At 61.7% G+C, this 24593-nt stretch carries 20 protein-coding genes; 10 read left to right on the forward strand and 10 right to left on the reverse strand.

The window, feature by feature from the left end:
• Positions 1-169: 169 nt before the first annotated feature.
• Positions 170-673, reverse strand: a complete 504-nt coding sequence (locus AC0QTX_RS06555) for a pyridoxamine 5'-phosphate oxidase family protein (RefSeq protein WP_474603029.1) — start codon at positions 671-673, stop codon at positions 170-172.
• Positions 674-890: 217 nt separating this feature from the next.
• On the opposite strand from AC0QTX_RS06555, the gene AC0QTX_RS06560 reads away from it, so the two are divergent.
• From AC0QTX_RS06560 to AC0QTX_RS06570, 3 genes are read left to right on the forward strand one after another with little or no spacing between them, the layout of a single operon-like run.
• Entirely contained in the window at positions 891-2018 is a 1128-nt protein-coding gene (locus AC0QTX_RS06560) for an Mrp/NBP35 family ATP-binding protein (protein ID WP_474603030.1), read from the forward strand.
• Between the two features lie 9 nt (positions 2019-2027).
• The gene (gene mobA, locus AC0QTX_RS06565) at positions 2028-2666 is read left to right on the forward strand and encodes a molybdenum cofactor guanylyltransferase MobA (RefSeq protein ID WP_474603031.1); all 639 of its coding nucleotides are present in this window, start codon (positions 2028-2030) and stop codon (positions 2664-2666) included.
• The gene (locus AC0QTX_RS06570) at positions 2653-2883 is read left to right on the forward strand and encodes a sulfurtransferase TusA family protein (RefSeq protein WP_474603032.1); all 231 of its coding nucleotides are present in this window, start codon (positions 2653-2655) and stop codon (positions 2881-2883) included. Before mobA ends, AC0QTX_RS06570 begins: the two co-directional genes overlap by 14 nt.
• Before the next feature lie 46 nt (positions 2884-2929).
• On the opposite strand, the gene AC0QTX_RS06575 is transcribed toward AC0QTX_RS06570, so the two are convergent.
• On the reverse strand, positions 2930-3106 hold the full coding sequence (locus AC0QTX_RS06575) for a CsbD family protein (RefSeq protein WP_474603033.1): 177 nt from the start codon (positions 3104-3106) through the stop codon (positions 2930-2932).
• 446 nt (positions 3107-3552) lie between these two features.
• On the opposite strand from AC0QTX_RS06575, the gene AC0QTX_RS06580 reads away from it, so the two are divergent.
• Positions 3553-4242, forward strand: a complete 690-nt coding sequence (locus tag AC0QTX_RS06580; RefSeq protein ID WP_474603034.1) for a sensor histidine kinase — start codon at positions 3553-3555, stop codon at positions 4240-4242.
• Between the two features lie 18 nt (positions 4243-4260).
• On the opposite strand, the gene AC0QTX_RS06585 is transcribed toward AC0QTX_RS06580, so the two are convergent.
• Both AC0QTX_RS06585 and AC0QTX_RS06590 read right to left on the reverse strand, forming a co-directional pair.
• A complete protein-coding gene (locus tag AC0QTX_RS06585; RefSeq protein WP_474603035.1) occupies positions 4261-5514 on the reverse strand; it encodes a glycerate kinase type-2 family protein in 1254 nt (417 codons plus the stop codon).
• 85 nt (positions 5515-5599) lie between these two features.
• On the reverse strand, positions 5600-7090 hold the full coding sequence (locus AC0QTX_RS06590) for an NAD-dependent succinate-semialdehyde dehydrogenase (RefSeq protein WP_474603036.1): 1491 nt from the start codon (positions 7088-7090) through the stop codon (positions 5600-5602).
• A 312-nt stretch (positions 7091-7402) separates the two neighbouring features.
• Between AC0QTX_RS06590 and AC0QTX_RS06595 the strand changes: the two genes are divergently transcribed.
• The 6 genes from AC0QTX_RS06595 to AC0QTX_RS06620 all read left to right on the forward strand — a co-directional run bounded on the left by AC0QTX_RS06595 (position 7403) and on the right by AC0QTX_RS06620 (position 13777).
• Entirely contained in the window at positions 7403-8611 is a 1209-nt protein-coding gene (locus tag AC0QTX_RS06595) for an ABC transporter substrate-binding protein (RefSeq protein WP_474603037.1), read from the forward strand.
• A gap of 125 nt (positions 8612-8736) precedes the next feature.
• Positions 8737-9495 (forward strand): ABC transporter ATP-binding protein, encoded by a 759-nt coding sequence (locus AC0QTX_RS06600; RefSeq protein WP_474603038.1) that lies wholly within the window; start codon positions 8737-8739, stop codon positions 9493-9495.
• Positions 9488-10195, forward strand: a complete 708-nt coding sequence (locus tag AC0QTX_RS06605) for an ABC transporter ATP-binding protein (protein ID WP_474603039.1) — start codon at positions 9488-9490, stop codon at positions 10193-10195. The genes AC0QTX_RS06600 and AC0QTX_RS06605 overlap by 8 nt, the downstream gene beginning before the upstream one ends.
• A 6-nt stretch (positions 10196-10201) precedes the next feature.
• Positions 10202-11089, forward strand: a complete 888-nt coding sequence (locus AC0QTX_RS06610; RefSeq protein WP_474603040.1) for a branched-chain amino acid ABC transporter permease — start codon at positions 10202-10204, stop codon at positions 11087-11089.
• Between the two features lie 64 nt (positions 11090-11153).
• Positions 11154-12068, forward strand: a complete 915-nt coding sequence (locus tag AC0QTX_RS06615; protein ID WP_474603102.1) for a branched-chain amino acid ABC transporter permease — start codon at positions 11154-11156, stop codon at positions 12066-12068.
• A gap of 68 nt (positions 12069-12136) precedes the next feature.
• Entirely contained in the window at positions 12137-13777 is a 1641-nt protein-coding gene (locus AC0QTX_RS06620) for a GMC family oxidoreductase (protein ID WP_474603041.1), read from the forward strand.
• Between the two features lie 84 nt (positions 13778-13861).
• Here AC0QTX_RS06620 and AC0QTX_RS06625 read toward each other — a convergent pair whose 3' ends face one another.
• The 6 genes from AC0QTX_RS06625 to AC0QTX_RS06650 all read right to left on the reverse strand — a co-directional run bounded on the left by AC0QTX_RS06625 (position 13862) and on the right by AC0QTX_RS06650 (position 24588).
• Positions 13862-14503: a LuxR C-terminal-related transcriptional regulator gene (locus AC0QTX_RS06625; protein ID WP_474603042.1), complete on the reverse strand. Its 642-nt coding sequence runs from the start codon at positions 14501-14503 to the stop codon at positions 13862-13864.
• A 670-nt stretch (positions 14504-15173) separates the two neighbouring features.
• Positions 15174-15944 carry a LuxR C-terminal-related transcriptional regulator gene (locus tag AC0QTX_RS06630; protein WP_474603043.1) on the reverse strand — a complete coding sequence of 257 codons (771 nt, stop codon included), beginning with the start codon at positions 15942-15944 and terminating at the stop codon, positions 15174-15176.
• A gap of 282 nt (positions 15945-16226) precedes the next feature.
• A complete protein-coding gene (locus tag AC0QTX_RS06635; RefSeq protein ID WP_474603044.1) occupies positions 16227-17576 on the reverse strand; it encodes a tetratricopeptide repeat protein in 1350 nt (449 codons plus the stop codon).
• 59 nt (positions 17577-17635) lie between these two features.
• Entirely contained in the window at positions 17636-20443 is a 2808-nt protein-coding gene (locus tag AC0QTX_RS06640; protein WP_474603045.1) for a tetratricopeptide repeat protein, read from the reverse strand.
• A gap of 117 nt (positions 20444-20560) precedes the next feature.
• On the reverse strand, positions 20561-23407 hold the full coding sequence (locus AC0QTX_RS06645) for a hypothetical protein (RefSeq protein WP_474603046.1): 2847 nt from the start codon (positions 23405-23407) through the stop codon (positions 20561-20563).
• An 83-nt stretch (positions 23408-23490) separates the two neighbouring features.
• A complete protein-coding gene (locus tag AC0QTX_RS06650; protein ID WP_474603047.1) occupies positions 23491-24588 on the reverse strand; it encodes an alginate lyase family protein in 1098 nt (365 codons plus the stop codon).
• Positions 24589-24593: the final 5 nt, after the last annotated feature.

Consider the following 24593-nt stretch of genomic DNA (forward strand, 5'->3'; position numbering starts at 1 on the left):
CCTCCCAAGGAAGCCCCCTGCAGTTTGTTGTTATGTGCGTGAAGCGGATTGTCCCCGCCTCTGACTTTTTCCGATCATACCTAAGCTTCTGCCGTAGAGGTAGACACAATGAAGACAAAGAAAAGGGGTCGCAAAGCGACCCCGATTACTCTGCCGGAAAGTTATGAGTTCAACTTAAATTGACTTTCGCCTGATCGCCCGGCTTCGGCGACTCGCCCGTCACGACAGCCTTCGCATAGCCGTAGAGATGCACCAGGGTCGAGGACGGGCTGTCCCAGTATTCACCCTTCGCAGGATGAACGCGGATCAGCGCGATCTGCGGGTCGTCCGTGCCCTTCGGGAACCAAGCACGCAGGGGCTCGGACCACTTCTCCTCGATCGTCGCCTTGTCGCGCACGATCTCCGCCTTGCCGGATACCGAGACATAGGTCTGGCTGCTCGGGTCGCTGTAGGCCAGGTTGACGTCGTTGTCTCGGGAAATCTCCTTCATCTTGGGAGACTGGATCTGGGTGAAGAACCAGAGGTCACCATGCTCGTCCGCATCCTGGCTGTGCATGGGCCGGCTGTGCAGGGTGCCGTCGGTGTCGACGGTGGTCATCATGGCGATCTTCACGTCCTTGATCAGATCGTAAAGCTTCGCAGCATGCGGATCGTTATGGCCGTGCTGGTGCATTCTCATCTCCTCGATTGATGTCGTACGCCCGGGAGGTGATCAGCGAAGGCAGCCACTCGGCCGGTTGTGCCGGCTCCCGAGGAATCGGGTGAACAACGGACAAGGTGAGGTTTGGTTCGGAATACCGCATCTTCTCTGCGGGAAAGCCTTAACGAAGCGCCCGACAGCCTATAGATGTCATGAAGACCGCGCCTTGAAAGGCCCAGGAGATGACGAAGTGGCGATCACCCGTGAGCACGTGCTGCAGGCCCTGTCGACTGTTCCGGTCGACACGAGCGGAACCGACCTCGTAGCATCGGGACGCCTGTCCGACGTCGTCGTGGACGATGCCGGGCGGGTCATGTTTTCCATCAACATCGATCCGTCCGAAGCCGCCAATATGGAGCGTGTGCGCCAGACCGCGGTGACGGCCGTTCAGGGCCTGCCGGCGGTCAAAGGAGTTTTTGCCAGCCTCACGGCCGACCGGCCGGCCGGCTCGAGCGCCGCATCGTCAGGTTCAGGGGCGCCCCAGCGCCCCCGTTCGGCCGCCCAGCCCAAGAACCAGCGCATTCCCGGCGTGCAGCACGTGATCGCCGTGGCATCGGGAAAAGGCGGCGTCGGCAAGTCCACCACCGCCTGCAACCTTGCTCTCGGCCTGAAGGCCCTCGGCCTGAGAGTCGGCCTGCTCGACGCGGACATCTATGGTCCTTCCGTACCGAAGCTGCTCGGGATTCATGGCAAGCCGCGCCTGCTGGAGAACCGCATTCTGGAGCCCATGGAAGCCTACGGGATCAAGGTCATGTCCATCGGGTTCCTGGTGGAGGAAGAAGCCGCCATGATCTGGCGCGGCCCGATGGTGATGTCGGCCATCACCCAGATGCTGCGTGAAGTCGCCTGGGGCGATCTCGACGTGCTCGTGGTCGACATGCCGCCCGGCACGGGCGATGCCCAGCTCACCATGGCGCAAGCGACGCCTCTGGCCGGTGCCGTGATCGTCTCCACGCCCCAGGACCTCGCCCTCATCGACGCCCGGCGCGGGGTATCCATGTTCAAGCGGGTGGAGATCCCCATCCTGGGGATCGTCGAGAACATGGCGACCTTCGTCTGCCCCCATTGCGGACAGAGTTCGCACATTTTCGGCCATGGGGGAGCACGGGACGAGGCGGTGCGTCTCGGCGTGCCATTCATCGGCGAAGTTCCACTCAACATGACGATCCGTGAGCTGTCGGATTCTGGCCGTCCCGTCGTCGTTGCAGATCCGGAAGGCCCCCATGCCCGGATCTACAGGGACATGGCGCAACAGGTCTGGGGTACTCTTTCGGGCGGTGCTGCCGCACGCCCTGCCCCGCGCATCATCATCGAGTGAGGGCCCGGCTTGAGCCTGCCTCCGCAGACCCTTGGCGTGATCCTGGCCGGGGGGCTCTCACGGCGCATGGGCGGCAATGACAAGGCTCTTCTGCCTCTTGGGGGGCGAAGCTTGCTGGAGCGCATCGCCGAACGCCTTGCCCCGCAATGCGACAGCATGATCCTCAACGCCAACGGCGATCCTGCCAGATTCAGTAGAATGCAGCACCCGGTCGTTCCGGACTCCGTCGCGGATCATCCAGGCCCGCTGGCCGGACTTCTGGCAGCCCTCGAGTGGAGCGCCGCTCACCGGCCGGACATCGCCTGGGTGGTGAGCGCACCGGCCGACACGCCCTTCCTGCCGAAGGATCTGGTGCAGCGTCTGCACGAGGCATGCCGCGCAACCCGAAAGCCCATCGCTTGTGCCGCATCGGGTTCTCAGGCCCACTTCGCGGTGGGGCTCTGGCCCGTTTCGCTGCGGCACGATCTGCGGCAGGCTCTCGTCGAAAAGCGTATACGCAGCATCAGAGACTGGATCGCCCGCCATGACCATGCCGAGGTTCTCTGGCCGGTCGAGCCAGTCGACCCCTTCTTCAACATCAACACGCCGGAGGATCTGGCTCATGCAGAGACCCTGGCCCATCAGGAGAGGCTGAATGACGGAACTTGATCTGTCTGGCCTGAAGTGCCCCTTACCGGTCCTGCGGACGCGCAAAGCCCTTCATTCCCTGCAGCCGGGCGATGTGCTGAAGGTCATCTGCACGGATCCCTTGGCCGGTATCGATGTCCCGAACCTGATTCGGGAAACCGGCGACATTCTGGAGGATCAGCGCCAGGACAAAGCCACGATCAGCTTCGTGATCCGCAAGGCCGACATACCGGCATGAAAAGGCCCGGTTCAACCGGGCCTTTTTCCATCACGTTTCCTGCGGATCAGGTGTCTTTGCGGAGCGAGTCTTTGATCCCACCAACGGTGTTCTGGATCTTGCCCTCGGCCTTATCCATCTTGCCTTCTGTTTCCATCTTCGTGTCGCCCAGGGCTTTGCCAAGCCCTTCCTTCACCCGACCCTTGATGTTCTTCATGCTGCCTTCGCTGCGATCGCGATCCATGTTTCTCTCCTATAGAACTATCTGGGAGGAAAACGCTCAAGGAAGCCATCGGTTGCGGCAATGACTGCAGCCCTCATCAATAAATGTTGAGCAATCCTCAACAATATTGTCCCTTCTGGAGGAAAATGATCCGAAGAGAACCACATCAACCCTATGTATAGCACTGATCGAAACCCAATGTATGTCAATGTCGTCATCGGATTTGCTTCAAAACTGACGCTTTGAGAGATCCGATTATCTTTCCCTGTTTCGCTGCGCTTATCTCAAGCTTTCGTTGTTTCAGGGATGGACAAGAGGCATTCACGCGCTAGTTCGGACCGAACCCGCCTCAAATGTTATAAAGTTGTAGGTATGCGTTCGTGTCTGCCGCCCGTCCACCCAAGTCTTCTTCCAAGTCCTCCCGCCACTCCGCGACGCGCACGGCAGCTCGCAGGACGGCTGTCCCTATGGACCGCATGGCATTGCTGACCCATCAGCTCAGAACGCCCCTCTCGACGATCAATGCCCTGGCTCAAGGCCTGATCCGGCGAGCCGACCGGCTGAGCACCCAAGACATTCAGGTCAAGGCCGAGAAAATCTGGCGGGCGAGCCTGCGGCTCGATGAACTGATCGAAACAATCCTGTCCTACACCCGCGCCAGCGCCGGCGGCATCATGCTCAACCCGAGCGAGTTCCATCTGGCGGAACTCATCAAACGGGTCTGTCGAGAGCAGGGAGGCCAGGAACCCGACCGCCCCTTTCATCTCGATCTCAAGGAGTTGCCCGAGATCGTCATCGGCGATCCCGTTCTGCTGGAACAGGCGCTCGTTATCGTCGTCTCGAACGCCATGAAATACTCCCGCCTTGACCAGTCGATCGACATTACGGCGGAGGGGGAGCAAGGCATGATCAGGATCACGGTCAAGGATCGTGGCATCGGCATCTCGGAGCGGGATCTGCCTTTCGTTCTGCAGCCGTTCTTTCGCGGACGGAACGCCAGGAGACTGCCCGGCACAGGCCTGGGCTTGAGCCTCGCCTGGTACATCCTCAAGCTCCATGGTGGAGACCTCGAGGTGGAGAGCCGCGAGAAGCGCGGCACCACGGTCACCCTGATCGTGCCCGAAACGAATACGACCGGGCTCAGCTACTCCATCTGAAGAATCCAGGCCGATCGCTCACGGGCGGATGAGAATGCAGCGGAAGTCGTTCACGTTGGTGAGGGTCGGTCCCGTGACGACGAGCCTGTCGAGTTGCGCGAACGCCGTGTAGGCGTCGTTCGTCTCCAAGTGGGCGACGAGGTCGATCCCGTTTGCACGGGCGGCTTCAAGCAAGCTGCCATCGCACCAGGCACCGGCATTGTCCTCCGAACCGTCGATGCCGTCGGTATCGCACGCGATGGCGGCGACACGATCCTCGCCCCCGAGGGAAAGCGCCAGGGACAGGAGGAACTCGGCGTTGCGCCCGCCACGCCCTTGGCCGCGGACCGTCACGGTGGTCTCCCCTCCTGACAGCAGGACGCAGGGCGCTCGGGCAGGCTCCCCGTGCATCAGTGCGGAATGTGCAATACCGGCCATGACGCGTCCGACCTCGCGGGCCTCTCCTTCCAGCGCATCGCCGAGAACGAGAGCGTTCAAGCCGAGCTCGCGCGCCTTGGCGGCCGCCGCATCGAGGGCCATCTTAGGTGTCGCCAGCATATGGACGGCGCCACCCGCTACAGGCTCCGTGATGGCATTCGACCGAATGGCCTGCATGATGTGGCTGGGCACATCGATGCCGTATCGGCGCAGGATCGCGAGGGCAGCCTCCGGATCGATCCTCTCGGGGATCGTCGGACCCGAACCGATGCTTGCAGGATCGTCCCCCGGCACATCGGAAATCAGGTAGGTCACGAGCTGTGCCCTGCCCGCTGCCGCCGCAAGCCTGCCGCCCTTGATGGCCGACAGGGACTTGCGCACGAGGTTCATCTCGCCGATGGGCGCGCCGGATTTAAGCAGGGCGCGATTCAGGGCCTGCTTGTCGGCCAGCGTCACGCCCTCCGCCGGCAGCGACAGGAGCGCCGAGGCCCCGCCCGACATCAAACAGACGACGAGATCGTCCGGCCCTGCTTCCTGCGCCAAGGCCAGGATCCGCCGGGCTGCCCGCAGGCCGGCCTCGTCGGGAACCGGATGGGCTGCCTCCACGATTTCGACCGATCGCGTCGGCACGGCATGCCCGTAACGGGTGACCACAAGCCCCTCGCAGGTGCCGCCGGCGCGAGCCCAGGCCTCCTCGAAGGCTGCTGCCATGCGGGCCGAGGCCTTGCCGGCCCCAAGGACGATGGTCCGCCCCTTCGGCTTTTCCGGCAGGCGATCATCGAACTTTCCATCGGGCAGCGCCGCTTTCAGGGCCGCCTCGAACAGGGTGTGAAGGATTTCATGATCATTCGGCATGGCGCAACTCTACGTCAGAAATCCCGCCCGTGAAGCCTGCCGCGCCGTCGAAAGAAAAAGCCCGGCTGAGCCGGGCTTCTTGCGGTCACAGGCCTGCGAGGTTGATGTATTTGATCTCCAGGAAGCCCTCGATGCCGTACTTGGAGCCCTCGCGGCCCAACCCCGACTGCTTCACGCCGCCGAACGGCGCCATCTCGTTGGCCAGCGCCGGCGTGTTCACCCCGACCATGCCGCTCTCCAGCGCCTCGGCCACCCGCCACACCCGGGCCATGTCGCGGGCGTAGAAGTACGACGCCAGCCCATACTCCGAGTCGTTGGCCATCCCGATCACCTCCGCCTCGTCCTTGAAGCTGATGATCGGCGCCAGCGGCGCAAACGTCTCCTCCTTCGTGACCTTCATCGCCTGCGTGACGCCTGTCACCACCGTGGGCTCGAAGAACGTGCCGCCCAGGCTTGAGCGGCTCCCGCCCACCAGCAGCCGGCCGCCCTTCTCCAGCACGTCGGCCACATGCTCCTCCATCTTGGCCACGGCGCGATCGTCGATCAGCGGCCCCATGACCACGCCTGCCTCCGTCCCGCGCCCGAGCCTCAGGCCCTTGGCCTTCTCGGCCAGCTTTGCGGCAAAGGCCTCGACCACGCTCTCCTGCACGTAGATCCGGTTGGCGCACACGCAGGTCTGCCCCGCATTGCGGAACTTGGACAGCATCGCGCCCTCCACGGCCGCATCCAGATCCGCGTCGTCGAACACGATGAAGGGCGCATTGCCGCCGAGTTCCAGCGACAGGCGCTTGATGGTGTTGCCCGCCTCACGCATCAGCCAGCGGCCCACATTGGTCGAGCCGGTGAACGTGATCTTGGCCACCTTCGGGTTGTGGCAGAACTCCTCGCCGATGGGCTTGGCATCGTTGGTGGTGACCACCGAGAAGGCGCCCTTGGGTACCCCTGCCCGTTCGGCCAGCACGGCCAAGGCGAGAGCGGAGAGCGGGGTTTGCGCCGCGGGCTTGAGCACCATGGTACAGCCGGCCGCCAGCGCCGGTCCCACTTTGCGGGTGATCATGCCATTGGGAAAGTTCCAGGGGGTGATGGCCGCGCACACGCCCACAGGCTGCTTGAGCACCACGATGCGCTGGCTGGGATGAGCCCCGGGGATGACGTCGCCGTCGATGCGCTTGGCCTCTTCGGCAAACCACTCGATGTAGGCGGCGTTCGAGATCACCTCGCCCTTGGCCTCGGCCAGCGGCTTGCCCTGCTCGGTGGTGAGGATCAGGGCGAGATCGTCGGCGTTGGCGATGATCAGGTCGTACCAGCGGCGCAGGATGGCGCTGCGCTCCTTGGCGGTGCGCCGGCCCCAATCCTTCTGCACCGCATGCGCCGTGTCGATGGCCTGCCGGGCGGCGTCCACACCGAGATCGGGCAGTTCGCGGATGAGCGCCCCGTCGAAGGGGTCGGTGACGGCAAAGGTGCGCCCGTCCGGGGCTGCCACCCATTCGCCCGCCACATAGGCGCGGTCCACCAGCAAGGACGGATCCTGCAACTCCAGAACACGACGATCCACAGGTTTAGCATGGGCGGTCATAACAGCGCTCCAAATCTCGTGACGGCGGCGAAGAAAAGCTGGGAGTGATATAAGGGCCATCCTCGAGGTTGTGAACCGCAGGAGATGCCGAGGTGGGTTGTCTGTGGAGCAGTGAAGCGGCCGTAACCATGGTGCTCGATGCCTGAATTTAAGGCAGAAAATCAAAGGCCTCTGCGACTTAAGGATGACCGCCCTTCGCATTGATCGGGACCGAAGTGTCTGTACTTTTCTGACCATCGCCCGCATGCCTTCAGGCTGCGGCTCCAGCAGGGGCAGGATCAATCTGCCTTAAGAATAAAGGGAAGGAACCCGATGCGCATCCTCAACAAGCTTCTGTTTGCCCTCAGCTGCACCGCCCTGGCCTCATCGGCCTATGCACAGCAGGCGTCCGACGGTGTGGTCAAGATCGGCATCCTCAACGACCAGTCCGGCGTCTATGCCGATTTCGGCGGCAAGTCCTCGGTGGAAGCCGCCCGTATGGCGGTGCAGGATTACGGCGGCAAGGTTCTCGGCGTTCCGGTCGAGATCGTGAGCGCCGACCACCAGAACAAGCCTGACGTTGCCGCCAGCGTTGCCCGGCAATGGTACGACACCGAAAAAGTCGATGCCATCATGGAGCTGACGACCTCCTCCGTGGCACTGGCCGTTCAGGGTCTCTCCAAGGAGAAGAAGAAGATCACCATGACGACCGGTGCGGCGACGACCGACCTCACCGGCAAGCAGTGCTCTCCTTATGGCTTCCACTGGGCCTATGACACCCATGCGCTTGCGGTGGGCACCGGCGGCGCGCTGGTGGAGAACGGCGGCAACAAGTGGTTCTTCCTCACGGCCGATTATGCCTTCGGCTACTCCCTCGAGGACCAGACTTCGAAGTTCGTGAAGTCGAAGGGCGGCCAGGTGGTCGGCGCCGTCCGCCATCCGCTGGCGGCAAGCGATTATTCGTCCTTCCTGCTCCAGGCACAGAGCTCCGGCGCCAATGTCATCGGCATGGCCAATGCGGGCCTCGACACCGCCAATGCCATCAAGCAGGCGGCCGAATTCGGCATCACCCAGGGCGGCACGCGCCTCGCGGCGCTTCTCTTCACGCTGGCCGAGGTGAAGGGCTTAGGGCTCAAGGCCGCGCAGGGCCTGACTCTCACGGAGGGCTGGTACTGGGATCAGAGCGACGAGAACCGTGCCTTCGCGAAGAAGTTCATGGACAAGACCGGCCGCATGCCGAACATGATCCATATGGGCACGTATTCCGCCGTGACGCAGTACCTCAAGGCGATCGAGAAGGCCGGCACGGATGCGACCGAACCCGTTGCCAAGCTCCTGCACGAGATGCCCGTTCAGGACGTCTTCGCCAAGAACGGCAAGGTGCTGCCGAACGGCCGCATGGTCTACGACATGTATCTCTTCCAGGTGAAGAAGCCGGAGGAGAGCAAGAGTGAGTGGGACATGTACAAGCAGCTCGCCAAGATCCCTGGCGACACCGCTTACATGAAGGTTGCCGACAGCGGCTGCCAGGTCACGCAGTAAATGCCTTGAACGAGGCGGGGCAGCGTTGATGCTGCCCCGCCTCTCTTGCTGTCTGGCGATAGCTGGCATCGCGCATCATGCCTGAACCAACCATCGCCCTATCCAGAAAGTATCGGCCGAACCCTATGGTCAGTACGCAACCCATCCTCAATGCCACCGGGCTCACCATGGAGTTTCGTGGCTTCGTGGCCGTGAACAACGTGACGCTGTCCGTCAACGAGGGCACGATCCATGCCCTGATCGGTCCCAATGGCGCGGGCAAGACGACGGTCTTCAACCTTCTCACCAAGTTTCTCACGCCGACCCGCGGGCAGATCACCTTCAAGGGCGCGGACATCACCCGACTGAAGGCAGCCGAGGTCGCCCGCCTGGGGCTCGTGCGTTCATTCCAGATTTCGGCGGTGTTTCCCCACCTGACCGTGCTCGATAATGTGCGCGTCGCTCTGCAGCGCCCATCGGGACTTGCGACGCAGTTCTGGCGCTCGTCCAGCGCCCTCTCAGCCCTCGATGAGCGGGCCATGGAGCTGATCGATGCGGTCAATCTCTCCTCCTACAGGGATCTGACGGCGTCCGAACTGTCCTATGGCCGCAAGCGGGCGCTCGAGATCGCAACGACGCTGGCGCTCGACCCGGCCATGCTGCTGCTCGACGAGCCCATGGCCGGCATGGGCCACGAGGATATCGGCCGCATTTCCGACCTGATCCGGCGCATTGCCAAGAACCGCACCGTGCTGATGGTCGAGCACAACCTGAACGTCGTCGCCGATCTCTGCGACCGCGTCACCGTTTTGGCCCGCGGCGAGATCCTCTCCGACGGGTCCTACGACAAAGTCAGCCAGGATCCGCGGGTGCGCGAAGCCTATATGGGAACCGAGCATGAGTAGCGCCCCTCTCCTGGAAGTTCGCGGGCTCAACGCCTGGTACGGCGAAAGTCACGTCCTGCATGGGGTCGATCTCGACATCCGCGAGGGCGAGACCGTCACGCTGCTCGGCCGCAACGGTGCCGGCAAGACCACGACCCTGCGCGCGATCATGGGCATCCTGCGCCGCCGCGAGGGCGTGATCCGTCTGCGCGGCAAGGATCTCCTGAGTCTGCCTCTGCACAGGGTTGCCCAGTCCGGCATCGGCTACGTACCTGAGGAACGGGGGATCTTCGCGAGCCTCACCGTTTCCGAGAACCTGCTCCTTCCGCCGACAGTTTCGGAGGGCGGCATGAGCGAGGAGGAGATCTACACCCTCTTCCCCAATCTCCATGAACGGCGCTCCAGCCAGGGCACGAAGCTGTCGGGCGGCGAGCAGCAGATGCTCGCCATTGCACGCGTCCTGCGCACGGGCGCGAAGGTCATTCTCCTCGACGAGCCGACGGAGGGCCTGGCTCCCGTGATCGTCCAGCGCATCGGCGACGTGCTGGTTGCGCTCAAGAAACGCGGCATGACGATCCTTCTGGTCGAGCAGAATTTCCGCTTCGCCAAGAAGGTGGCGGACCGCTTTTACCTCATGGAGGATGGGCGTATGGTGAACTCGTTCCCAGGGCACGAACTCGATGCGCGCATGGACGAGCTTCACGAAGTTCTTGGGGTGTAGAGCATCATGAATACCATCTTCGGCATTCCCACCCCGGCCCTCTATGGTCAGATCCTCATAGGCCTGATCAACGGCTCCTTCTATGCCATGCTGAGCCTTGGCCTGGCGGTGATCTTCGGCCTGCTGCGGGTCATCAACTTCGCCCATGGCGCGCAGTACATGCTCGGCGCCTTCGCGGCCTACCTGCTCTTGAACTGGCTCGGCATCAACTACTGGCTGGCTCTCGTTCTGGCTCCCCTGGTCGTCGGCGTGATCGCCGTCATCATCGAGCGCACCATGTTGAGCCGGCTCTATGGCATCGACCATCTGTATGGCCTTCTCCTGACCTTCGGCCTCGCGCTCATTCTCGAAGGCGCATTCCGCTACTGGTTCGGGGCGGCCGGCCAGCCCTATGCTGCCCCATCGCAGCTGACGGGCGCCGTCAACCTGGGCTTCATGTTCATGCCGATCTACCGCGGCTGGGTGGTCATCGCCTCCCTCGTGGTCTGCATCGGCACCTGGCTTCTCATCGAGATGACCCGGCTCGGCGCCTATCTTCGTGCCGCGACCGAGAATGCCACGCTCGTTCAGGCTTTCGGCGTTAATGTGCCGCTGCTTCTGACCCTCACCTACGGCCTGGGAGCCGCGCTCGCGGCCCTGGCCGGCGTGCTGGCAGCGCCGATCTATCAGGTGAGCCCGCTCATGGGCTCGAACCTCATCATCATCGTGTTTGCCGTGGTGGTGGTCGGCGGCATGGGCTCGATCCTGGGTGCCATCGTGACGGGCTATGTGCTCGGCGTTCTCGAAGGCCTTACCAAGGTGTTCTATCCGGAAGCCTCAAGCATCGTCATCTTCGTAGTTATGGCCATCGTTCTGCTCGTCAGGCCGGCGGGTCTCTTCGGGCGGGAGGAGTAGTATCATGGCTGTCGGAACCGAATATCTCGCAGAGCAGCCGAAGCTGCGCACCTCCGCCATCGTGATGGGCGCGGTCGCCATCGCGGCGCTCGTGGCTGCACCGTTCTTCTTCTATCCCGTGCTCCTGATGAGCATCCTCTGCTTCGCGCTCTTTGCCTGCGCGTTCAACCTGCTCATCGGCTATGTGGGCCTGCTCTCCTTCGGCCACGCCGCCTTCTTCGGCGGCGCTGCCTACTTCACCGCCCATGCCGCCAAGGTATGGGGGTGGGAGCCCTTGTCCGCGATCCTGCTTGGCGTCGCAGGCGCTGCCGTCATGGGTCTCGTGATGGGCTTTCTGGCCATCCGGCGCCAGGGTATCTACTTCGCCATGATCACGCTTGCCTTGTCGCAGATGTTTGCCTTCATCTGCCTCCAGGTGCCTTTCACCCATGGCGAGGACGGCATCCAGGGCGTACCCCGAGGTCACCTGCTCGGTATCGTTGATCTGAACCAGCCGCTGGCCATGTACTATGTCACCCTGGCGATCTTTCTGTTCGGCTTCTTCGCCATCTGGCGCATCGTTCATTCACCCTTCGGCAACATCCTCAAGGCCATCCGCGAGAACGAGCGGCGGGCGGTCTCGCTGGGCTACCGGGTCGATCGGTACAAGCTTGGCGCCTTCGTCATGTCGGCGGCGCTGGCGGGGCTTGCAGGCAGCACGAAGGCGATCGTGTTCCAGTTCGCGACCCTGACGGACGTACAGTGGCAGATGTCGGGCGAGGTGATCCTCATGACCCTGCTCGGCGGCATCGGCACTCTGATCGGCCCGATCGTCGGCGCCAGCCTGGTGATCGCCCTGCAGAACTATCTGGCAGCCTCGGATTTCCCCGTCCTGGTGCTGATCGGCATCATCTTCGTGATCTGCGTGCTGCTGTTCCGCCGGGGTATCGTGGGTGAGATTCTGGAATTCACGAAGCGCAGGTCTAGAGGCGCTGCGTAACTCGAGGGGCATCGGGAACCCTGCCGGCGCTCCCAGCTTGAGCGTCGGCTCATTCATTGAGCTGGACCATGCCAGACAGCGAAACATTTGATTACGTGATTGTCGGCGCCGGCTCAGCCGGCTGCGTTCTCGCCAATCGCCTGTCCAAGGATCCGCGCAACGCAGTCTGCCTTCTCGAAGCGGGCGGCAAGGACAACTGGATTTGGTTTCACATTCCGGTTGGCTATCTCTTCGCCATCGGCAATCCCCGTGCCGACTGGATGTTCAAGACAGAAGCCGAGGCGGGCCTGAACGGCCGCATCCTCAACTATCCCCGCGGCAAGGTTCTGGGCGGATGCTCCGCCATTAATGCCATGATCTATATGCGCGGCCAGCGTGAGGATTACGACAATTGGCGCCAGATGGGCCTCGAGGGCTGGAGCTGGGATGATGTGCGCCCGATCTTTCGGAAGCATCTCGACCATTATCTCGGCGCTGGCGAGCATCATGGCGCAGGCGGCGAATGGCGGGTCGAAGAGCCTCGCATGCGATGGGCAATCCTTGACTCCTTCATCGAGGCTGCCGTCGAAGCCGGCATTCCCCGGGTGAGCGACTTCAATACGGGCAGCAACGAGGGCATTTCCTATTTTCATGTGAACCAGAAGAACGGGCGGCGCTGGTCAGCGGCACGGGGCTTCCTCAGGCCGGCCCTGTCACGCCCTAATCTGAAGGTCGAGACGCACGCTCATGCCACGCGAATCCTCTTTGAGGGCAAGCGCGCCATCGGTGTCGAGATCCTGCAGAACGGCAACCTGCGACGCATCCTGGCCCGCAAGGAGGTCATTCTGTCAGCGGGCGCCATCGCGTCGCCACAGCTCCTGCAGTTGTCCGGGATCGGCAACGGCGCCTTTCTGCAGGAACATGGAATCGAGGTCGTCCAACACCTGCCAGGCGTCGGCGAGAACCTTCAGGATCATCTCCAGCTGCGCCCCATCTACAAGGTCCGTGGCGTGCGGACCCTCAACGAGGAGTACCGCTCGCTATTCAGGAAGGGCCAGATGGCGCTCGAATATGCGCTTTTCCGCAAAGGGCCGCTCACCATGGCGCCCTCCCAGCTGGGAGCCTTCACCCGCTCCTCGCCGGATTATGCCACTCCGAACCTCCAGTTTCACATCCAGCCTCTCTCTCTCGACAAGTTCGGTGAGGATCCTCATCCCTTCCCGGCCTTTACCGCGAGCGTGTGCAACCTGCGGCCCACAAGCCGTGGGACGGTCCGGATTCGCGATGGCAAGGCCGGAGAGGCTCCGTTCATTCGTCCGAACTACCTCTCGACGGAAGAAGACCAGCGGGTGGCCGTGGATGCCCTGCGCCTCGTCCGACAGATCGTCGCGATGCCGGCGCTTCAGAAGTATCATCCCGAGGAGTACAAGCCTGGGGCTCAGCTCTCCACAGAAGAGGAACTCCTGAAGGGCGCAAGGGAGATCGGCACGACGATTTTCCATCCGGTGGGTACCGCCAAGATGGGCATCGACAGCGATCCGATGGCCGTTACAGACGCACGCCTGAGGGTCCGTGGCATCGAGGGGCTTCGCGTCATCGACGCGTCGGTCATGCCAACGATCACGAGCGGCAATACCAATTCGCCCACACTGATGATTGCCGACAAGGGAGCCGCGATGATCCTCGAGGATCAAGCACCAACCCGCGTCGATGTCCTCCGCTCAGCCTAGGCTCTATGAGGACATACTATTCAGGCCAAAAAGAAAGGGAGCCACTGGCTCCCTTTCACGGCGATTTCGAGCGTTCGGACCCACTCAGCTGACGGTTGCCCCCCGGCTCGCAGACAAGTGGCTCGCAGCCCAGATCGCCGCCTGAGTACGATTCTTTGCCTGAATCTTCCGCAGGATGGCTTTGACGTGAACTTTCACGGTAGCTTCCGTGATGTCGAACTTGCGCGCGATGATCTTGTTGGAGTCACCGTCCATCAGGCAGCGCAGGATGACCGTTTCTCGAACGGACAGGCCCTTTGCAGGAGGGGTCAGCTCTTGAGATCCTTCCGGAGCTGACGCCTGCTTGCTCTGCTCCGCATGCGCCTCCTGATCGCGCAGGAGGTCGAGGATTGCACCGGGGAAGATGACCTCTCCGAGGAGAACAAGGTCCAGCGACTTGACGAGCACCTCATAGGAGATGGACTTCTTGAGGTAGGCATCCGCCCCTGACCGGAAGGCGGTGAGCACGTGAGCCAGGTCGTATTGTTCGACCAGCATGACCACTTTGGCGTTCGGGTTCTGCTCTTTCAGCAGCTTGGTCTGATGGCAAAGCCCTTCGTGATCGCGGCTCGCATCCACGATGAGGACAACCGTACCACTGTCTGGCCCGCACTGGGAGCTGACCTCATCGAGGGAGCCCGCTGCAGCCGAAGGGGCATAGACGGTTTCTGATAGAATTCTCCTCAAGCCCTCCCTTAACAGGGCATTAGGCTCGACAAGAAATGTCCTGATAGGTCTGACAGCAGCATGGTCTGCCGACGAGGGCTCAACCGAACGCGCCAGCTCCATATACCTGGAGTATGCGACATCCTTGGCCGATGAGGCCCCTGGATGAGGAAGACTATCAAGATCGTAGGTGTTCCGCATCGCAGATGCCTTTCTGGTCTTGATTCGGTGAAGCAAAAAGTAAAATTTCCCTTAAGATATCTAGCTTATAATCTTATTAGAAGCAATCAATACCCATTCAAAACATTTTAACAATCTTTCATCAAAAGGTATAGATCAGATATAAAGTAACAAGCACTTCGAAAACGCATACATTCTAATTCCTGGTCTACCCGGAAAACATATTAGACATTATTATATTTCGATTGCTGTAGAGCCGACGGTCGTACTCGGGTATGCCTCTCGATGGATTGCTCCAGCCGATCACGAACCACTTGTGGCACCATGGGCTCCCTAAGCGATCTCCACGGATGAGGCTTCTATCTGCCAATGACATCCACCCGACCTTAACACGCACTCCTGCAATCATCGTGCGGATCGGAAACTCTGCCGAGCTCAACTATCTGACAGACCTCGCGTTCGGCGCAAGCCGATGCAGCCACTAACCTGTCACTGCGTCCAAGAAGGCGGTTCAGCGCAGACTTTGCGCGGTTAGCCGTTCTCCGGAAGAAAGCGATGAAGCCTCTCCGCCACCGGCAGAGAGATGATTGACCGCCCACATGGCAGCCTGAGTTCGGTTGGCAACCCGGATTTTGCGGAGAATGGCTTTGATGTGCACTTTAACCGTTGCCTCGGCAACATCGAGCTTGCGTGCAATCACCTTGTTTGGAGCGCCTTGCATGAGGCACTGGAGAATTTCGGCCTCCCTGCTCGACAGGGTCCGTATGGGGGAATCCTGGCTCTCGATCCCCAGAGGGGCATGAGTGAGAGGAACCGCGATCGCCGATGCCTCCTTCCAGGTATCAGTCTCGTACCGGGTGTCCGAAATAGCATTGAGGAATGCAGCGGATGGAAAAACCACCTCGCCGAGCATAACGAGATCGAGGTACTTGATCAGAGCCTCGCATCCTGTCGTTGCAAGGCAATAGCCATCCGCTCCCGACTGGAACGCTGATTTCATGTCATCGAGATTAAAGCTGTCGGAGAGAACGACCACGCGCGCTTGGGGATACTGCTCCTTGATGGAAGCGATCCCGTGAGCCAGCCTCGATGGATACAGATTTGCATCGAGAATGACGAGAAGTGATGAACCAGACATGTCCTGGTTCAGCATGATCTCCCCGCGCGTCATCCCCTCTGAATGCAGCTTGAAGCGCGTACTTGAAAGAACGTGCTTCAGGCCCTCGCGGAGCATGGAATTCTTGCAACCCAAGACAGTGGTGACCGGCAACAGGTTTGACATGAAATGTGCCTTTTCCGCAGAGATTACCTCCAATTGTACAAGTTAACGATTCGTCAGCCATCCCTAATAAAGAGGTAAAGAACTATGCTTAGGAGGTAGCAATAAAATAGCAGTCAAAGGTACTGCTCAGCTTAGCCGATCGAGCGCCATCATCTCCGGTAGACTTACCCGTTACACACGCAATACAAAGATATAATGTATCGGCATGACCACTCAACGAAGCCAATCTCCTGATTGCTTGCATTGATAGAGCAACGCTTGCTCCTATTGGTCTGCCATGGGTCACTTCACAGCGGCTTCGCTCGCCTGACTTGGAACTGCGGAAGGTTCCTCGCTGGACTTTGTCAGAGCCGGCTCCGTCATGGAACTCAGCGCAACGGCAGCGAGAGGATAGCCGCTCTGCCGGGCGCTTGTCATGAGTTCGACTGCCTTGTTGAGATCGGCGGCAACGCCAACGCCTGATTTATACATGAGTCCCAGTCGATACTTCGCCTCCGGAACTCCAGCGTCTGAAGCCTGCTGCAGCAGAGCGGCCGCCTTCACTGGAGAAGGATCGACCCCGATCCCTTCTGAATACGCATGGGCCAGGCCAATGAGCGCTTCCGTATTGCCAGCTGCGGCCGCCTTCTCCAGAGCCGTCACGATGTCAGACACCAGGTCTCCTGAGGGTCGCAGGGCCAGCAAGCGCGAGAGGCTTTGCCCAGCGACAAGGTTAGCCTTGTCCTGAGCGGCGAGACTGTACAACTGCACCGCTCGCCGTTGATCTTCGACGTTGCTGCTGCTGGAGAGCGCATTGGCCAGATGAGTGGCAGCGCCACTGTCGCCGCGCTCGGCGGCGACCCGGATCAGATGGCCAGCGGCGTCGCGGTCCTGGACCCCGCGCGTCCCCCGTTCAAGGTCGAGGGCGACCTGATAGACAGTGCTGGGCTTGATCTGGGCTGCGCGTTCAAAGAACCGAAGAGCGGACGGCATATCTTGCGAGCCTTCCGTGCCGAGTACGAGAGCCCATCCAATTTCCAGCAGGGTGCTCCGCTGGCGTCCCTCGTTCACGCCGTCGAGCCATTTAAAAGCAGTAGCCTCGTTGCGCTCAAACCCACGACCCGTGCCGTAAGCATAGGCCGCATGAGCCATGGCGCGCTCGTGCCCGACCCGTGCAGCCCACAGATACCATTCCGCGGCCTTCTTGGTGTCTGCCGGGACACCGTCACCGCGGTCATACATATTGGCAACGGCGAGAACCGAGCTCGAGGCGCCTCGAAGGGCTTCGAACCGGAAGCGACGTTCCAGCTTTGCACGGTCATCTGCTCCAAGAATGATCTGATGGCGAGCCATGATCTTGGCCATGAGACGGGTCGCCTCCCGGTCCCCACGCGCGGATGCGATTTTGACGGCGTCGAGCCCAGTCACGAAATCCTGGGTGTCCATCTCCACAGCCAACGCCTTCTGGCCGAGCTTCAACAGACGCAGGGTCGACATGGCTCTAAGCTGCGCCTGGCTGGGCGGGGCAGCTGGCACGGCGGCCTGAGATGATCTTGGCTGCGCTCTGCTGCCGGAGTTAGTGGCGGCCATGGCGGCTGGCGCGGTGATTGCCACCAGAGAGCTCAGGAACGCAATTTGGATTGTTCTAATCATCTGTCTCTCCTAACCGCCAATATAGACGGTTACATCGGCTCCACGTTCCGAGTTACCGCTCACTTGCGGGTTGCTCCCTCGGCCGTCTTCAGCCACTCCTGTGCTGCCACGGGATCGACATCCGTTCCGAACCCGAGAGTCATGGCGAGACTCAGGCCTTGCATCGCCTCTGCATCGCCGGCTTTTGCGGCTCGTTGCAACCATTCCGTGCTGGAGCGAGCCGAGAGTTCGACGCCATAGCCGGAGGCATAAGCTCGCGAAAGCTCCTTCATCGCAGGAGTGTCACCGGCCTCTGCGGCTTTTCGCAGCCAGGAGGCTCCGGCATCCGGTTGCGGGGACATGCCTAACCCGAGCTGCAGGCTGCGACCATATTCGCGCATGGCAGGCGCGAAGCCGCCCTCTGCGCTCTCCTTCAGAACAGCGATTACTTGAGTTGCATCCGCACCGGGGATGGCTGCAAGGCGGGACAAATCGACGGCCACGCTCCCGTCACCATTGCGCAGGGCCTTCGACAGCCATTCGACGGCCATCTGCATATTACGCTCACCCAACTGACCGGTGATGTAGCTGCGTCCCAGATATCGCATGGCATCGACACGCCCGGCATCGGCCGCGAGCTTGATATAGGTGATTGCCGCCTCTTTATCGCCTGTTCCGCCGACACCGTCAGCCATGGCTCGACCAACAAGGAACAGAACTGCCGGATCCTTTGCACCATCCCGAACATTGCTCAGGGCTTTTTCTATCCAGTGGCGCGCACGCTGATCGTGTTGAGGGCCAGGTGCTTTATGGTAGGTTTGTGCGAGCTCGACCATATCCCGTGTTGCGCAGACCGGCAGCGCCTCGGCACGGGAAAGCCAACGTATTGCGTCCGCTTCCTCCTTTGCCGTCGATGCAAGCGCAATGGCCGCCCGGGGATTGCCTGCCCCTGCGGCTGCTCTCTTCCAGTCCTCCATCGTCTTCCCAGTCGATGAAAGCAAGTCGCTCGGAGCCTCGGACAACGCCAACATGGCCGCAGCATTCCCTGAAGCGGCAGCCGCCTGAAGAAGCTGCAGGCCCCGCAGCACATCCGCCTTATCGCCGCGCTGTCCGATCAAGAGGCGTCCGAGCTCCAGCTGAGCGCCCGGCTCACCCTCCAGCGCGGCCTGCTCGAGAAGCATCCTCGCCGCGCCATTGTCTCGGCTTCCGTCCTCACCACTCAGGATTCGGCGTGCCAGGAGGAGCAGTGCGCGGGATCGCCCCTCGCCTGGTGCAATCGCAGCATCCCGCCAGCGATCTGCCGCCTGGTTATCCTGCTTCACCCCCAGACCCGACCGATAGGCATGGGAGAGCAGAACCATGCTTTCTCGATCGTCCCGCTCCGCAGCACGAAGAAGAGCGGCTGCGTTCTTCTGAGCTGTCCCCTGGTCAAAGGCATTTCGGGAGGCGACCGCAAGAATGCTGCGCACGTGGCCCATTTCCGCGGCTCGGTCCATCCAAGCCTTGGCTTGAGACAGATCGGGAGTGACGACCGTACTGCAAGCATACAGCTCCGCGAGCACACCCATGGCTTCAGGATGGTTGCGGGCAGCGGCTTCCTTGAGCAACCGCAATGGCTCCTCCGATGGCCCCTCTTGCGGATGGCTCAGCAGAAGCTTCGCCATCTCGGTCAGAGCTCCCACGTCGCCCCGGCCGGCGGCCTGACGATAGTAGGTCAGCGCTGCCTTGACATCCGGCCGGCCGTTCACGCCGATGGCATAGAGCCGCGCAAGGCCGACAAGAATGCCCGTGCTATGGCCAGGCAGGCGGCTTGCTTTTGCAAGAGCATCGGCAGCCTTCGGAAGGTCCTGGGCAGCGCCGAACTCCCCGCGGTAATGACGCGCAAGAATTTTGTAGGCCTCAGGATCAGCATTGAGGCCGGCACGCTCCAACCATGCAACAGCCCTCGGGACATCTTTGGGGGCTCTATCCCCCAGCATGAGCCGCTCGCCCAGCAGAGTCATGGCACGGGGGCGGCCGCCTTCTGCAGCGCGCTCGAGGTGATGGATGAAGCGGTCCGGAGCGGTCTTGGCACGCTCCAGCAGATAGATCTCGGCGAGTGCCAGATCGGCATTGGTGTCGCCCTGGCGGGCGGCAGCCTCAAACCATTTTACAGCTTCCTGCACGCCGCCGGGGACAAGGCTGTCGTCGCTGAGGATAACGCCGATCCGATAGAGCGCGGAGCACCGCCCCCTGCTCAGTTCACCGTACAGGGTCTGCAGGGCCAGATTGACAAGGTCATTGGTTGCGGCCTGAGGCGCAGAGCCAAGACGTCCGCTGCGCTGCAGACGGGCCAAGCCAATCAAGCCGTCGACGTGGCCTGCCGTGGATGCTCCACGAAGGAGACGTTCCGCCTCGGCCACACTGGCGCCGCCGATCCGCCCCTGCGCATGAAGGTCGGCCAGCAGAACAGATGCGTCCATGTTCAACATGGATGAGGCAGTCGCAAGATGTGCCGCGGCCCGTTCAGGATCGACAGGCCCCGCGATCGGATCGAGAAGCAGCTTGCCGAGGCGGAAGTGAGCCCGGCCTCGCCCGGCCCAGGCTCTGTCGGTCAAGTCTTCGAGCAGGCGTTTCGCCGCGGCCGGGTCACGTGGGAGAGTGGAGCTACCTTCGGCATATCCGATGGCCGCGTCATACATTTCCTCAGGGTCGATGACGGGCTGAGACTTGTCCCACTTGCTCCAGTCGCGTGTCAGGAACGGCTTGGGAGCCGGCGAGCAGATCTTGCTGAAATCCGATGTGGGCGCCACGGATTGAGACGGCAGGACTTGCGCTTCAGCGGAGCCGCCGAGAAGCATGAAGGTGGTCAATGCTGTTCCGGCAAGAGTCGCCAGTGATTGCATCATGCAGTCTCTTACTTTCCTGCTGGCGGAGCCGATGATAATCGTCATCGTCGCGCTCCGTTCTGCCTGAACCCGCCCCGAAGCCAGTTGCCTCATGCTCATCGTCACGTCGTCAACCTCTCACCCCGGCTCTGCTGCAGGGGATGTCAATTTCTGAAGAGTCTTTGAGGCCTGCGAATGACCCGCCTGCGCGGCCTTCTCGAGCCACTCCCGAGCCGCCGTCTTGTCCTGCTCGGACGCTCCCTGCTGATGGCGGATCGCGAGGCGGTACATGGCGGCGGCATGGCCGCCCTGTGCCGCCTGCTTGAGCCAACGCTCGGCCTCACGGGCGTTCGGTTTTGCCCCGATGTCGTGAAGGCGGTAGAGCTCGAACATAGCTTCCGGCGATCCCAGGCCAGCGGCACGCTCCAGCCACATCTTCGCCAGAGCCGGATCCACGAGGGTGCCGAAACCCTTCATCAGCGCCCGCGCCACTTCGATCATCGCCGGTTGCGAGCCCGCCTCCGCAGCGCGGAGGTAGGATGCAAACGCTCCCTCTGCATCCACCGTCGCCGCGAGGCCGGAGAGCTTCGCGCTGCCGAGCTGAACTTTGGCCTCAATCATTCCGGTCTCGCCCGCCCGGGAAAACCAGTGATCCGATTTCCGGCTATCTCGATCCACTCCCGCGCCATAGAGGTATGCGGTTCCAAGTCGAACCTGCCCGTCCGGGTCTCCCTGACGGGCGGCCTGGGCATAGAATTCAGCGGCAAGGCGCCGGTCCAAGGCGACACCGTCACCACGGGCGTAGGCATCGCCCAACGCGATCTGAATTTTCGTATCGCCCGGCTCCTCGCTGTAGATCTCGCGGTAGAGTGCGAACGCTCGAGCAGGATCCCGCTGTAGCCCATCGCCATTGCGATAGGCTTTGGCGAGGATGAAGCGTGCTCCGTCATGCCCAAGCTGAATGGCGCGGCGGAACAAAGCTTCCGCTCGGGAGGGATCACGCTGTATGCCAACTCCCTGCAGAAGAGCGTTTGCCAGCATTGTCATCGCCTCCGCATTGTTCTTCCGAACCAATGCTTCGAGCGCAGAAGAGCCATGCTCAATCGATCCTGCATCGGGAAGCCGCAAATACATCGATGCAATGCGGCTGGTCTGATCGTCATCCTTCGCCATGGACTTCTCGGCGAAGGCGAGCCACCGGCGCGCTGCACTCTGCTGCTCCGTCGTCGCCGGGCCGGAGAGATAGAGTTCCGCCAGATTCAAGGCGGCTTCCGCATTGCCAGTGTCTGCAGACTTCTTGAGCGTCATCTCGGCGAGGGCGCGCTCGCCGCGGACAAGATAGAGCTTCGCTAGGGCAATGGGAGCACGAGCGTCACCGGTGCGGACTGCCTTCTCAAGCGCATCCCGAGCCAAGTTGAAATGCCCCGGTCCGCCAGCGCGGGAGTAGAGAGAGCTCAACTCGACCATGGCTGCGCCGCTGCCCGCCGCAGCTGCGCGGCTGAACCATGTTGCAGCGAGCGCCTGATCTTGGGGTACGCCCCTGCCCTCATTGAACATCTTGCCGAGGCGGATCATGCCGATCGCGCTGTTGGCTTCTGCTGCCCGGCGATACCATTCCAGGGCTCGCGGCGCCTCCATCCCTGCGGAGCGGCCGGCGTAAACGTCTCCAAGACGGATATACGCGACAGGAGATCCGCTCTCGGCGGCTCTGCGGTACCAGCCGATGGCTGCCTCTTGTGACTCGGGAACCCCATGACCCCGCAGCAATGCGTCTCCCATGGCCACAGATGCCTTCACGTGACCGCGCTCTGCCGCATTTCTGAGGCGGTCAATCGCGGACTGAAGCACTCCCCCCGTCGCTAGGTCCTGGTGGCTCAGCGCGGTACGGGCGAACTCATAATACGCCATCGTGTTGTCGCTGACGGAAGCTCTGTCGAAGAGCTTCAGCGCAAGCGGTACATCGCGTTCTATCAGAACACCATCTCGAACATGGCGACCGAGCGCCAAGAGTGCCGTGACATCGTCGTCGACACGTTGCAGCGCCTCACTCAGAAGATTTCTGGCAGCAGCACGACCCTCATCGCCATACTGGCTTCGGATTTCAGCTGCCAGAACCAGCGCACGCGGTGCTTTCGTCTCGATGGCGCGGCTGAGCCACAATTCCGCGGCACTGCTCTGAACGCCGAGAGCAGCGCCATTGTAGGGATCCTCCGCAAGGATCATGGCAGCCTCGACCGATCCTCGCTCGGCAGCCTTTTCGAAGGCATTCCGGGCCTCCTGCGGCTGGCGCAGAGGCGACTTCGGATCGAGACGCAGACGGCCTAAACGCAAGGCAGCCTCCGCATCACCGAGCTGGACGGCTCGCTGATACCATTCGATTGCAGCACTCAGTCGCTCCGGCCCATCACCCGTTGCCCGGTAGTGATCGGCCAATGTTCTCGCCGCTTCAGCCGATCCTTGCCTGGCCTCCTGGAAGAGCAGCCGCAATCCCTGCGTGGCAAACACATTCGCTTTGGCGGGATCCGTCTCCAAGCGAGCGAGCGCAAGGCCCGAAGGGCCGTGTTCAGATCGCAGGGCGATCTGGTACAGATTTTTCGCTGCTTCGACATCACGCTTTCCGCCGATGCCGGCCTCCATCAGGCCAGCCAGAAGGAAGGCGGCTTCATGGTTCTGCATCGCTGCGGCCCGGCGCAGGAGGTCCATTGCCTTCTGGATGGAAGGCTGGTCCTTGTCGCGCGACAGCATTAGCTTGGCTCGACGTACCGCGGCAGAAGGCCAGTGGATTCCCGGCATTGCAAGTGCCTGGTCATAAAGCCTCTCTGCCTCGTCGAGGCGACGAGCCCTGAGAGGATTGGTTTCACTGACCGGAGTCCCGTCCTGAAGCAGCTGCGCCTGCTCGACGAGGGCAGCAGGATCCGCCCTCTGTTTCAGCTCTTCCAACTTCGCCGTCGCAGTGCGATAGCGAGCTCCGATATCAGCACTCACCGAATCCTGTGCCTGAGCTGCCGGACATGATAGGACCGCGAGGAGTGCGACAGTGCTGGCAGGGAGCGGTTTGAACCTAGCCATCAGCGTCCCCAGAAGCATGTAGCATTGCCGCCGACGAACTCATCGATAAGCGGCCGATCCGAGCGGAAGTTGCGAACAAACAATGACTTCAACCTTTTCGCTGCCAGGCCTGCCCGCTCCCGCGATACGAGGGGCTCGGTCCAGGCCATATAGTGCCGGCCGTGGCTGCGTTTGGCCATGAAGCCAAGATCCTGCCGGCGGGCATCCGTCTCCCCGCCTGGAATGTAGTTCTCCGACGCATAAGCCATGACCACGTTGGGCTCCGCTATGCCATTGAGAAGGTAGGACAGGACACGGTCGAAACCCACCTCTCCCACTCGGAGTTCGTAAAGATCGGTGCCACGCGTGGCAGCCACCTCCGCCATAACGATCAGGCTCGCGATGGACTGACGCATGTACCAGAGGGCCCTGGCGCCGCGCCGGGCCTCCAGAGCAAGGCTTCCGTCAGGGCGTACCTCCGCCAGGATTGCACGATAGCGGTCAGCCCCTTTCGCGTAGAGATCCTCACTCCTGATGATGGCTCCCCAAGTCATCAAAAGGCTGTCAGCAAGGTAGCGGTGGTTGTTGCGGTCAACAACGCCTTCGAACATTCGATCCGTTCTGCGGACCAGAGGATCGATCCAGTCGACGAGCATCCGCCTCTGTCCTTCGTCGAGCCCACGCTGCAGGACGGAATAAGCCACGACAGTGGGCAGAAGGACGCGCTTCAGGGCGTAATAGGAATCGTGCTCGACCTCTGTGCTTTCAAAAGCCTTTGCCTTGGCCCAGGCGAGCAGGAGATCGCGCAGGGAAGCTTCCGAGACTGCATCACCCGCGAGCGCACGCCCGGTAAGCACCATGACAGCCCAGGCAAAATCATTCGCGGCCCCATCCGTCCCATATCCTTCAGTTGCCTTCAGGCTGCTGATGGGCGTAAGGCCGCTCCAGGCAGGGTCGCGCGGTATGGCAAGGCAAGCTGCGCGCACATTTGTGAGAGCCGACTGAGCCAGTGCGGCCCTGCGGAGTTCCACGTCGAAGAGTCCCTGGCCCTTGATCTGGGCATTGGACGTCCCGATCGTCAGGATGTTCATCAGAAGGACAATGAGGACCGGTTTCATGCTGC

The organism is Microvirga sp. jy35, assembly GCF_056148915.1.